This is a genomic window from Erythrobacter sp. GH1-10, assembly GCF_045363165.1.
GTDB lineage: Bacteria > Pseudomonadota > Alphaproteobacteria > Sphingomonadales > Sphingomonadaceae > Erythrobacter.
The window spans coordinates 2,088,238-2,099,569 of record NZ_JBJFLP010000001.1 but is presented as its reverse complement, the minus strand read 5'-3'; the positions used below and the strand labels follow the sequence as shown (position 1 = coordinate 2,099,569).

Annotated in this window: 12 protein-coding genes; 8 read left to right on the top strand and 4 right to left on the bottom strand. The window is 62.9% G+C overall.

Annotated features, from left to right (window positions below; translation table 11 throughout):
- Nucleotides 1-79 precede the first annotated feature (79 nt).
- Both ACI5KX_RS10440 and ACI5KX_RS10435 read left to right on the top strand, forming a co-directional pair.
- Nucleotides 80-382, top strand: a complete 303-nt coding sequence (locus ACI5KX_RS10440; RefSeq protein ID WP_406810598.1) for a hypothetical protein — start codon at nt 80-82, stop codon at nt 380-382.
- Nucleotides 383-492: 110 nt separating this feature from the next.
- A complete protein-coding gene (locus tag ACI5KX_RS10435) occupies nt 493-981 on the top strand; it encodes a PleD family two-component system response regulator (RefSeq protein ID WP_406810597.1) in 489 nt (162 codons plus the stop codon).
- A 130-nt stretch (nt 982-1,111) separates the two neighbouring features.
- Here the strand turns inward: ACI5KX_RS10435 and ACI5KX_RS10430 are convergent, their stop codons facing one another.
- The 4 genes from ACI5KX_RS10430 to lepB all read right to left on the bottom strand — a co-directional run bounded on the left by ACI5KX_RS10430 (nt 1,112) and on the right by lepB (nt 3,870).
- Complete coding sequence (locus ACI5KX_RS10430) at nt 1,112-1,354, bottom strand: hypothetical protein (protein ID WP_406810596.1); 243 nt, start codon at nt 1,352-1,354, stop codon at nt 1,112-1,114.
- Nucleotides 1,355-1,431: 77 nt separating this feature from the next.
- Complete coding sequence (gene era / locus ACI5KX_RS10425; protein WP_406810595.1) at nt 1,432-2,334, bottom strand: GTPase Era; 903 nt, start codon at nt 2,332-2,334, stop codon at nt 1,432-1,434.
- 2 nt (nt 2,335-2,336) lie between these two features.
- Nucleotides 2,337-3,026: a ribonuclease III gene (rnc, locus tag ACI5KX_RS10420; RefSeq protein WP_406810594.1), complete on the bottom strand. Its 690-nt coding sequence runs from the start codon at nt 3,024-3,026 to the stop codon at nt 2,337-2,339.
- A 13-nt stretch (nt 3,027-3,039) separates the two neighbouring features.
- Nucleotides 3,040-3,870, bottom strand: coding sequence for a signal peptidase I (lepB, locus tag ACI5KX_RS10415; protein ID WP_406810593.1), 831 nt, complete (start codon nt 3,868-3,870; stop codon nt 3,040-3,042).
- Nucleotides 3,871-3,920: 50 nt separating this feature from the next.
- On the opposite strand from lepB, the gene pgi reads away from it, so the two are divergent.
- From pgi to gorA, 6 genes are all read left to right on the top strand, one after another.
- Nucleotides 3,921-5,468 (top strand): glucose-6-phosphate isomerase, encoded by a 1,548-nt coding sequence (pgi, locus tag ACI5KX_RS10410; RefSeq protein ID WP_406810592.1) that lies wholly within the window; start codon nt 3,921-3,923, stop codon nt 5,466-5,468.
- Between the two features lie 45 nt (nt 5,469-5,513).
- Entirely contained in the window at nt 5,514-6,074 is a 561-nt protein-coding gene (locus tag ACI5KX_RS10405; RefSeq protein ID WP_406810591.1) for a hypothetical protein, read from the top strand.
- A gap of 83 nt (nt 6,075-6,157) precedes the next feature.
- Nucleotides 6,158-6,892 carry a hypothetical protein gene (locus ACI5KX_RS10400; RefSeq protein ID WP_406810590.1) on the top strand — a complete coding sequence of 245 codons (735 nt, stop codon included), beginning with the start codon at nt 6,158-6,160 and terminating at the stop codon, nt 6,890-6,892.
- 200 nt (nt 6,893-7,092) lie between these two features.
- Nucleotides 7,093-8,520 (top strand): DEAD/DEAH box helicase, encoded by a 1,428-nt coding sequence (locus tag ACI5KX_RS10395; RefSeq protein WP_406810589.1) that lies wholly within the window; start codon nt 7,093-7,095, stop codon nt 8,518-8,520.
- A 52-nt stretch (nt 8,521-8,572) separates the two neighbouring features.
- Nucleotides 8,573-9,880 (top strand): hypothetical protein, encoded by a 1,308-nt coding sequence (locus ACI5KX_RS10390; protein ID WP_406810588.1) that lies wholly within the window; start codon nt 8,573-8,575, stop codon nt 9,878-9,880.
- Nucleotides 9,881-9,969: 89 nt separating this feature from the next.
- Nucleotides 9,970-11,325 (top strand): glutathione-disulfide reductase, encoded by a 1,356-nt coding sequence (gene gorA, locus ACI5KX_RS10385; protein ID WP_406810587.1) that lies wholly within the window; start codon nt 9,970-9,972, stop codon nt 11,323-11,325.
- Nucleotides 11,326-11,332 lie beyond the last annotated feature (7 nt).

Genomic DNA, 11,332 nt, shown 5'->3' with positions numbered 1-11,332 from the left:
AGAAACGCGCTCCGCGTTGGTAAATCGTCAAGCATTGTCGCTTATCAAGATTCGGCAGAGACCTTGGGGACGCACTGACGTGATCGAAATCGAAGTCCAGAACGAAACGCACCAGAACCAGGCGCGCATCCGCTTTGCGGCGGTGCCGCGGATCGGCGAGGGCATCCGCCTGCGCGAGCCGGATGGCATGTGGGCGAGCTACGACGTTATCGACGTTTGGTACCAGAAAGCCGAGTTCGGCGACGTCTGGATGCCCTACCTGCATGTTCGCATGACCCCCGGCGAGGGGTCGGGCGACGGCGGTCGCAACGGCGACGAGGCCGACATCTACGACTCGGGTTTCGCCGCCCATGGAGGGGAGCTCGAGCCATTCAAAATCTGATCAAACGCAACACCGGTCCGAACCGCAACAAGGGCTCGGACGGCAAGACGCTCGCCGAGCGGCTGACACAGGCGCGTGAGGGCGCCGAGCCGGTCGAAGCACCCGAGGACGTGGAAGAAGCGATCCGCGAGGCGCAGCAGGCCGAGGGAAGCGATGCCGATATCGATGCGGTCATCCGGCAGGCCAAGGCGATCCGCGACCGCTATGACGGCGCGCCCGCTTCGCAGGACACCGCCAAGGTGTGCCTGATCGTCGACGACAGCCGCGTGATCCGCAAGGTATCTTCGAAGATCGCCAAGAGCCTCGGCTACGTTCCGGTCGAAGCCGAGAACGGCGAAGAGGCGCTGGCGCGCTGCCAGCAGAAGATGCCGGCGATCGTGCTTACCGACTGGAACATGCCCGAGATGGACGGGATCGAGTTCGTGTCCAAACTGCGCGCGATCCCGACGCCGAAGGAACCGATCGTGATCTTCTGCACCTCCAACGGCGAGGCCAAGGACATCCACGAAGGCATCGGTGCGGGTGCTGACGACTACATCGTCAAGCCGTTCGACGAAGCGGCGCTGCGGGCGAAGCTGGAGAAGCTTGGCAGGGGTTGAGTTCTCTCACCGTCATCCCAGCGAAAGCTGGGGTCTCGGGCAACCATCGCCAAGGTCTGCGGCCTCGCACCGCTTGGCCCTAGATCCCGGATCAAGTCCGGAATGACGAGAGACTCACAGCGAAGCGCAGCTACAATTCAATCCCTCTTCGCGTTCGGCGCATGCTCTCTATGCGGCAGTTTTCATCCACCAGGATTGCGTAGCTAAAGCTCGGGTCTCGTGCGTTGACGAACCTTCGGCATGTTGAGTCCACGCGGTCTTCCTTCTCACAATCCGCGTCGCCGTCGCCAACCAAGAAATAGCCTGAGACCTCCAAGTCCGCCTTGGCCTGTTCAATTGTCATACCGACCGACACCCCTTCGAGCGACGTCATGTTTCGGTCGGCCAAGAAGTACCAATAGCCTACGCCAGAAGCTACAAGGGCGAGGGCGAGAATTGCGGACCGACGCATTACCGCACCCAATCGAGCCCCATTTCCTCGAACACTTCCTTGTCCTCGGACCAGTTCTCGAGCACCTTTACGTGCAGGAACAGGTGGACCTTCACCCCCAGTATCTCCGAAAGCTCCTTGCGCGCGGCCTCGCCGATCGCCTTGATCCGCTGGCCGCCCTTGCCGAGCACGATCCCGCGCTGCGTGTCTCGGGCGACGACGATTTGCTGGTGGATTTCGAGGCTGCCATCGGGCCGCGTCTTGTACTGCTCGGGCCGCACCGCGCTGTCATAGGGCAGTTCCTCGTGCAGCTGCTGGTAGAGCTGCTCGCGGGTGATTTCGGCGGCGAGCAGGCGCTCTGGCGCGTCGGAGACCTGATCCTCCGGATACATCCAGGGGCCCTCGGGCATCAGCTTGGCCAGCGCCTCCTTGAGCTCGTCGACACCGTCCCCGGTAAGGGCCGAGACGAAGAAAATCTCCTCGAAGGTGACCTTGGCCGACAGCTCCTGCGCCAGCGCCAGCAGCGGTTCCTTTTTCGCCTTGTCGACCTTGTTGAGCACGAGGATCTTGCGCTCGGGGCGGCCCGCAAGCGCTTCGAGCAGCGGTTCGAGCTCGTGCCGACGCTGCTTGATCGGATCGACCAGCAGGACGATCGCGTCGGCGCTTTCGGCGCCTTCCCACGCTGCGCTCACCATCGCGCGATCGAGCTTGCGTCTGGGTTCGAAAATGCCGGGCGTGTCGACAAGGATCATCTGCACCGGCCCGAACAGCGCAAGCCCGAGCATGCGCGCGCGCGTCGTCTGCGCTTTCGCGCTGGTAATCGCCACCTTCTGCCCCACCAGCTGGTTCACCAGCGTCGATTTGCCCGCGTTCGGCGCGCCGATCACGGCGACGACGCCGCACTGCGTGGGCGCTTCGTTCATGTTCACCCGTGTTCCTCCAGAAATGCCTCTGCGGCGCGCTTTTCCGCGGCGCCCTTGCTCGTCGCGACCCCTTCGGCCGATCCGACGTTGTGAATGCTGACCCGCACGGTGAAGCGCGCGGCGTGATCGGGACCGGAGCGGTCGATCACCTCGTATTGCGGCATCGCGCGGCGATTGCCGGCGGCCCATTCCTGCAAAGCGCTCTTGGGGTGCTTGGCCTTGCCGGCATCGCCCGCCAGTTCGTCCTCCCACAGGCGGTAGATCGTCTCGCGCGTCGCGTCGTAGCCGTGCTCGATGAAGCTCGCGCCGATCAGCGCTTCCATGACGTCACCCAGAATGTTGTCGCTGTCCGCGCCGCCATCCTCGCGCGCCTGCTTGCCCAGCCGGATGTGGTCGGGCAGGCCGATGGTGCGCGCTATGCGGGCGCAGGTCGCGCCGCTCACCAGCGCGTTCAGGCGCTGCGACAGCCGCCCCTCGGGCCCGTCATGCGCGTGGTACAGCCATGCTGCCACCGACAGGCCGAGCACGCGGTCTCCGAGGAATTCGAGCCGCTGATAATCGGCTTCGTTGGAGGCGGTTGCGCTGCCATTGAAGCTGCCGTGGGTTAGCGCTTCGAGCCAAAGGGCCTCCTCCTCCACGGGGAAGCCCGTGGACTGCAGCCATTTACGGGTTGCGGCATCCAGTGCGGTCATGAGGCTGCTTCCATCATATGGACCTTCCGATCCGGTTCCAGCGCGCCGCGCTGAACCAGGTCCACGGCTTTATCCATTCGGCGCTGCCATCGGTCGACCAGATGACGATCGAAGCCCGGCCGACGAGATTGTCCTGCGGGATGATGCCCACCGCGTCGCCCGACATGGCCTCGAAGCGGCTGTCGCGTGAATTGTCGCGGTTGTCGCCCATGACGAACATGCGACCCTCGGGCACGGTGATCGGGCTGAAATTGTCGCCCTGTGTGAGGCCGAAATCGAGCACGTCGTAGCTGCGCCCTCCAGGAAGCGATTCGCGGAAGCGACGATAGCTGCACGAACGGTTCCCGTCGCCATCGCGGATGCTTTCGCCTCCCCAGGCACACCCCGTGTTGGGTGTTTCGGGGACGACGAGATCGCCGATCTGCTCCCTCGGCACGAGCTCCCCGTTGAGAACGATCTGCCCGCCGATCACCGCGACGCTGTCTCCCGGCAGGCCGATCACCCGCTTGATATAGTCGGTACGGTCGATCGGGTGCTTGAAGATCACGATGTCGCCGCGTTCGGGCGTGCCGGCGAGGATGCGTCCATCGGGCAGGCCGAGATCGAATGGCAGCGAGTTGCGCGAATACCCGTAGGGCCACTTGGCCGCGAGCAGGTAATCGCCATTCATCAGCCGCGGAAGCATGCTTTCGCTGGGGATCGAGAAAGGCGAGAACAGAAGGATACGGAACACCAGCACAACCGCGACGACCTTGAGCACGAACAGGCCGAAGCTTTTCCAGCTATCGCCCGATCCATCCGCACCGACATCGGGAGAAGTCGCAGTTTGGGTATTAACATCCATCGCCTAGCCCCTTACTCGCAGCCACGACACGCGCAAAGGGGTTTGCATAGATGACCGGATCCGACATGACCGCCGCATGGGCTCGCCTCGAAGGGCTGGAGCATTCGCCCCTTGCCGAGTTGTTCGAACGCGATCCCGAGCGGGTTGCGAAGCTGAGCCAGCGGATCGAGTTCGACGTGCCGGGAAATGGAACGAACGGCCTGCTGCTCGACTGGTCGAAGACGCATCTCGACGATGCGCTGCTGGACGCGTTCGAAGACTTGGCACATGCAGCAGGTTTCGCGTCGGCGCGCGAAGCGCTGTTCGGCGGGGGGATCGTCAACCCGACAGAAGGCCGCCCCGCGACCCACGGTGCAATGCGCGGCAGCGGAACCGATGCGGACGTCGAGGAGGGCGAAGCTCTGCTCGCGCGCATGGGCATGCTGGTCGAGGCGATCCACCAGGGCGCGCTCGGAGATATCAAACACCTCATCCATATCGGCATCGGCGGATCGGCGCTGGGACCGGATCTCGCCGTGGATGCGCTTACGCGGGACCTCGAGCTTGTCGACGTGCATGTCGTCTCGAACATCGATGGGTTGGCGCTCGAACAGGCATTTAGCGCGTGCGATCCGGCGACGACGCTGATCGCGGTTGCCTCCAAGACCTTCACCACTACCGAGACCATGACGAATGCCGAGAGTGCGCTGAAATGGCTGTCGGATAACGGAGTGGTCGACCCGAGCGGGCGCGTGGTCGCGCTCACCGCGAACCCGGAGCGCGCGGTTGAATGGGGGGTCGACGAGACCCGCATCCTCCCGTTTCCCGAAAGCGTCGGGGGGCGCTATTCGCTATGGTCGAGCATCGGATTCCCGGTCGCGCTTGCGGTCGGTATGGACGATTTTCGCGCGATGCTCGCCGGGGCGAAGGCGGTCGACGACCACTTCCGCGAAACCGAAGGCAGGGCGAACGGACCGCTGCTCGCCGCGTTTGCCGACCAGTATTACACACGCCTCCGCGGCTGCCAGACCCGCGCGGTGTTCGCCTATGACGAGCGGCTCGCTCTGCTGCCCGACTATCTCCAGCAGCTCGAAATGGAGTCGAATGGCAAACGGGTGACCGCGGATGGCACACCTGTCGATCGCCCGACCGCGCCGATCACATGGGGCGGGGTAGGGACCGATGCGCAGCACGCCGTGTTCCAGCTGCTACACCAGGGCACCCAACTGGTGCCCGTCGATTTCATCGCCAGCATTGCCCCCGGTGACGCTCTCGATCCAGCGCACCACAAGGCGCTGCTGGCCAATTGCTTCGCACAAGGAGCGGCGCTGATGGCAGGTGGAAACATGAGCAAGGATGGCAAAGACCCCGCGCGCGCCTTCCCCGGCGACCGGCCCTCGGCGACGATCCTGGTCGACGATCTCGATGCGGCGATGCTGGGCGCGCTGATCGCCTTCCACGAACACCGGACCTTCGCCAACGCGGCGCTGATGGGGATCAATCCCTTCGACCAGTTCGGGGTCGAACTCGGCAAGAAAATGGCCAAGGATATCGATTCAGGGGAGGGTCAGTTCGACCCGTCTACAACAGCTTTGATGGCTACGGCCGGGCTTGCCTGAGAAGGCGAGTGATTCTCTGCCGCGCCTGAAAGATATTCCAATCGCTTGGATTATTATTCGATAGGCTTGCAACTTTATTTCAACCGCAGGCTGCGCCAAATTCGCTATGATGCGTTGCAGCATTTGGACCGGGATAAAATTGCGCTTGGGCGCGTTATGCGTATGTTGCGCCGTCATCTCCCGTTAACTCCACTTCTTTCGAGGCCCTTTATGGTTCGCATTCTCTCGCTGTCTGCCGCTGCCGCCGCGCTCGCTTTCGCCCCCGCGTCGGGTGCCAACGATCAGGCGGAGACGGTTTCGGACACGGGCGAGGTCACACCGGTCAAGCTGGTGGAATTCAACGGCGGCTGGGAAGTGCTCAAGACCTCTTCGCAATTGCGGGTCTGGCGATCGCATCTGGGTTACACGATCGCGGTAGATGCCGAGGGCAAGCCGACCGAATGCGAGATCGAGCAAGAGTTTCGCCGCGCTTATGTGAACAAGAAACTGTGCAGCGTGCTGATGAAGACGCACACCTTCGAACCGGCGCGCGACGCGACGGATGCGCCGGTTCCAGGCAGTTTCACCAATCAGCTTTCTTATCTGGAACTTCGCGAAGAGAACTGATGCCGGGGTTCGATTTACGTCGCTTTTTGCCGTGCGCAATTGCGAGTATCGCCGCATTCGCATCACAACCCGCATCCGCTTTCGTGCAGACGCCCGCCAGCTGGTCGATTTCCGACCGTGGTGGCCATTGTGCGGTCGAATATTACCTCGCGGACGGGAAGGGCGGGCTGCAATTCTCGCTCCAGCGTCGGCCCGATTTCAGCTATTCGATGTCGGGCCTCGCGTTCGAACGCTACACCACAACGGGTGAACCGCCTGAGCGCGTCGAATTGACGGTGGGCGACAACACCATCCTGCTTCTCGGTCCACCGGACGAGATCGGTAAGCAAGCCAGGCGCTGGTCCGGCTCGCATCCCGTCGATAAATTCGTCGCGATATCCGAAAGCGAAAGCGAATTCGTTCTGAGCGTCGACGGGTCGGAGACAACCATCCCGCTCGAAGGATTTTCCCGGGCAGGCGCAGCGTATGATGCCTGCGTCGCGGATATGAAGGCGACCGGTCCACGCGGCCCAGTGCGCATTTCCTTCGACGGCATAAACCAGCTGGCCGCAGCTGCGGGCCGTCAGCGTCTCCTTTCCGAGGTGATCGGATATACACTGACCATCGATCCAACCGGCACGCCGATCGACTGCAAGCTTACCCGTTCGTTCCGCCGCAAGGCAGTGACACTCTCGCTCTGCCGACCGTTGATGAAGCATTCGCGTTTCGAGCCTGCACTTGATGCCGATGGCAACGCGATCGAGGGTGAATTCTCGAGCAGAATCGATTTCGACATGTGGATGGGGCAGGACGGCTATCTCGAAGAAGAAGATCGCTGATTGACTTTTTGCACTGCAGCATCCACATGCGTCGCAACCGAAATGCAACTGCCAGCGTGAAGTGGCGGCTCTGATACCATCCGCCCCGGCAGCGTTTCGTTCAATCCTACAGCTTCCCTTTTCACGCGGGCGGTTTTCAACCCCGCGAACCGTGCACCATTCCGGCTGCACGCATCGCAAGTATTGCGAGTAAAATACTCATGAAATTCAATGAACTCGGGCTTTCACAGCCCGTTCTGCAAGCCCTCGACCTGAAGGGCTACGACACGCCGACTCCTATCCAGGAACAGGCCATCCCGCCAGTTCTCGAAGGGCGCGACCTCCTCGGTATCGCCCAGACCGGCACCGGCAAAACCGCCGCGTTCATGCTTCCGAGCATCGATCGGCTGCGCGCCAGCGACAATCGCATCCCGTTCAAATCGTGTCGTATGCTGGTGCTTGCGCCGACGCGCGAGCTTGCCACCCAGATCGCCCAGAGCGCGAAGGATTACGGCGCGCTCGCGGGCCTCAAGGTGCAGGTCATCGTCGGCGGGACCTCGGTCAACAAGGACCGCAACAAGCTGCATCGCGGCACCGATATCCTGATCGCAACACCGGGCCGATTGCTCGACCTTATCGACCAGAAGGCATTCAACCTTTCGGGCGTCGAAGTGCTGGTGCTCGACGAAGCCGACCAGATGCTCGACCTCGGATTTATCCATGCGCTGCGCACAATCAACAAGCTCGTGCCTCCGGAACGTCAGACGCTGTTCTTCAGCGCGACCATGCCGAAGCAGATCAAGGAACTGGTCTCCGGCTACTGCAACAACCCGGTCACCGTCACTGTGACCCCCGCCGCCACAACGGCGGAGCGGATCGACCAGTATCTCTTCATGGTCCAGCAGGATGAGAAGCAGGCGCTGCTCGAACTGATCCTTTCGGGTCGCCATGATACTCCCGGCGAACTCGAACGCGTGCTGATCTTCACTCGCACCAAGCACGGCGCGGACCGCGTGGTGAAGAAGCTTTCGCAGGCGGGCATTTCCGCCAATGCGATCCACGGCAACAAGTCGCAGCCCCAGCGCCAGCGCGCGCTCGACGAATTTCGCCGGGGCAAGACACACATTCTCGTTGCGACCGACGTCGCGGCGCGCGGGATCGATATCCCGGGTGTGAGCCACGTGATCAATTACGAGCTGCCCAACGTGCCCGAGCAGTATGTGCACCGCATCGGACGCACGGCGCGCGCGGGCAAGGACGGGATCGCGATCGCATTCTGCGCCGAGGACGAGCGTGCCTATCTCAAGGATATCCAGCGCAACACCGACGCCGAGCTCGACCGGCTCGCACTGCCGGAGAATTTCCGTGCGGTCGTCGAGGGCGTCGGTCCGACCAAACCTCCGCCCAAGGGGCAAACCCGGGTTTCGCGCAAGAGGGTGCAGCCGCGCCCGGCAGGCGCGGGCAAGCCGCGCAGCGATGGACCGAGCGAAGGATCGCGCAAGCCGAAGCAGAAGCATCAATCGCGCAAGGGCAGGCCCGGTAATTCGGGCGGCGGTCGTCCCGGTGGCGGAAATCGCCGAGGCGGTTCCGGTCGCCGCAAGGGTGGCGGTCGTCCCGGCGGGGGTGGCCCGCGTGCTGCGCAGGGCTGATCCAACACACGCCTCTTGAGGCACCTTCTCCCGCTTGCTGCGTTCAGTCGCCATGGCGGGAGAACAAAGCACGCTGGAAAAGGTCTACCAGGCGATCGTCATCGACGACGAGGGCCGGGCGTGCCGTGACATTCCGGACGATGCTTGCCGCGAGGAACCGCGCAATTTCCTCACCCACGTCACCTCGCTCTCGCTGAGCAAGCTGGCCGACGGGCTGATCGATCCCAAGCTGGTGCTGAGCTGGCTGATGACCAGTGTGGGCGCGCCCGGTTTCCTGATCGGGTTGCTTGTTCCGGTGCGCGAAGCGGGAGCGCTGCTGCCGCAGATGTTCACCGCTGGCGCAATCCGCCGGATGCACTTGCGCAAGTATGCATGGGCGGGCGGGGCGCTGGTGCAGGGGCTCGGCGCGCTCGGGATATTCGCGAGCGCTCTGATGCTTGATGGCGCACAAGCGGGCTGGGTAATCCTCGCCTCGCTGACCGTGCTGGCGCTGGCGCGCAGCGTGTGCTCGGTTTCCTACAAGGATGTGCTCGGCAAGACCGTGTCCAAATCGCGCAGAGGCACCGCCACCGGTACCGCCGGATCGATCGCCGCCGGGCTCGTGATCATGTTTGCGCTGCTTCTCGTCACCGAACTGATCGAGCGGCGGACGCTGGTTCTGGGCGGCATGGTGGTCGCCAGCGCATGCTGGATCGCTGGCGGTCTGTTATTCGCCACTCTGCAGGAGCATGAAGGCGCGACCGAGGGCGGCGAAACCGCGTTCAAGGTCGCGATCCAGAACCTCTCGCTGCTGTCGGAAGACCGGCAGCTGCGGCTTTTCATCATTGCCCGCGGGTGTCTCACCGCGACCGCGCTCGCGCCGCCCTTTATGATTGCCGCTGCATCGAGCGATGCGCAGTCAGCCTTCGAAGGCCTTGGCTTCCTCGTCCTTGCGTCCTCGGGAGCTGCACTGGTCAGCTCGGCGGTTTGGGGGCGGTTGGCCGACCGGTCGAGCCGCAAGGTGCTGCTTGTGTCGGCGCTGGCCGGAGCGGCGGCTCTGGCTGCGACGGCGGTGGCGAGCGTGTTGGGGTGGCTCGAAGCGATCTGGGTGCTCCCGGCACTCCTGCTCGGCCTGATGATCGCCTATCAGGGCGTGCGGCTCGGGCGCTCGACCCACCTTGTCGACATGGCGACCGAAGATACGCGCGCCGCCTACACCGCGCTCTCCAACACGGTAATCGGTGTCGTCCTACTCGGCGGCAGTGTCTTCGGGGTGCTCGCGCAGTTTTTCGGCAATGCGATGGTGCTTGGGTCCATGGCCGCGCTTTGCCTTGCAGGGGCATGGTTTTCCGCACGGCTCGAGGAAGTCCAGGCCGAGTAACCGGTGGACTTCCCTGAACGTATTCCTTCACGGTTGGCAATGGCCGCACGGGCCGCCATATCGCCCGCAACACAGGCACGGAGAACCTCATGAGCGATACCGAGTACGACTACGACCTTTTCACCATCGGTATCGGTTCGGGAGGCACCCGCGCCAGCCGCGTCGCTGCGGCACATGGTGCAAAAGTGGCCGCGGCGGAAGAATACCGCGTCGGCGGGACCTGCGTGATCCGTGGCTGCGTGCCCAAAAAGATGCTCGTTTACGGCGCGCATTTTGCCGAGGACCTCGTGGATGCGCAGAAATTCGGCTGGCAGATCGAAGGTAAGAGCTTCGACTGGAAAGTCCTGCGCGACAACGTGCTTGCCGATGTCGATCGGCTCGAGGGTGCTTACACCGAGACGCTCGAAAACCACGACGTCACGATCTTCAAGGAACGCGCGACCATTACTGGCGATCACGAGATCACGCTCGAAAGCGGGAGGGTCGTCACCGCCCGCTACATCCTCATCGCCACGGGCGCGCGTCCGCGCATGCCCGAATGCAAGGGCGCCGAACATGCAATCAGTTCGAACGAGGCGTTCCATCTCGACGAAGTGCCGAAACGCATCATCATCGCCGGCGGCGGCTACATCGCCAACGAATTCGCCGGGATATTTCACGAATTCGGCAGCAAGGTGACGCTGGTCAATCGCGGCGACGCGATTCTGCGCAGTTATGACGAGGCGGTGCGCGACCGCCTGCTGCAAATCAGCCTGATGAAAGGCATCGAATTCAAGTTCAACACGATCTTCGAATATATCGAACCGTGCGACGATGGCCGCTACCGCGTGAAACTGAGCGACTGCGAAGAGGAAATCGTTGACCTGGTCATGTTCGCGGTCGGGCGTGTGCCGAACACCGAAGGGCTGGGCCTCGAGAATGTCGGTGTCGAACTCGGCGAGAACGGCGAGGTAAAGGTCGATGAATTCAGCAAGACCAATGTCGATTACATCTATGCCGTGGGCGACGTGACCGACCGGGTACAGCTGACCCCGGTCGCAATCCGCGAAGGCCAGGCTTTCGCCGACAGCGTGTTCGGCGAGGGGAAGCCCTATGCGGTCGATCACAGTTGCATCGCCAGCGCGGTGTTCAGCCATCCTCCGATCGCGGCGGTCGGGATGACCGAAGGCGAGGCGAAGAACAAGCTTGGCTCGGTCAAAGTTTACCAGTCCGACTTCCGACCGATGAAGAACGTGCTCGCCGGGCGCAACGAGCGAAGCCTGTTCAAGATGGTCTGCGATGCCGGGAACGATAAGATCGTGGGCATTCACATGATCGCGCCCGAAGCGCCTGAAATGATGCAGGCTGCGGCAATTGCGGTTAAGGCGGGCCTGACCAAGGCCGATTTCGACGCGACCACCGCGATCCACCCGACTATGGCCGAAGAGCTGGTGTTGATGAAGTAAGAGGAGC

Bases quoted from the DNA above. Each gene is read 5' to 3' on its own strand.
- ACI5KX_RS10430 (WP_406810596.1), bottom strand. From the start codon at position 1,354: ATGACGTCGCTCGAAGGGGTGTCGGTCGGTATGACAATTGAACAGGCC.
- era (WP_406810595.1), bottom strand. From the start codon at position 2,334: ATGAACGAAGCGCCCACGCAGTGCGGCGTCGTCGCCGTGATCGGCGCG.
- rnc (WP_406810594.1), bottom strand. From the start codon at position 3,026: ATGACCGCACTGGATGCCGCAACCCGTAAATGGCTGCAGTCCACGGGC.
- lepB (WP_406810593.1), bottom strand. From the start codon at position 3,870: ATGGATGTTAATACCCAAACTGCGACTTCTCCCGATGTCGGTGCGGAT.
- pgi (WP_406810592.1), top strand. From the start codon at position 3,921: ATGACCGGATCCGACATGACCGCCGCATGGGCTCGCCTCGAAGGGCTG.
- ACI5KX_RS10395 (WP_406810589.1), top strand. From the start codon at position 7,093: ATGAAATTCAATGAACTCGGGCTTTCACAGCCCGTTCTGCAAGCCCTC.
- ACI5KX_RS10390 (WP_406810588.1), top strand. From the start codon at position 8,573: ATGGCGGGAGAACAAAGCACGCTGGAAAAGGTCTACCAGGCGATCGTC.
- gorA (WP_406810587.1), top strand. From the start codon at position 9,970: ATGAGCGATACCGAGTACGACTACGACCTTTTCACCATCGGTATCGGT.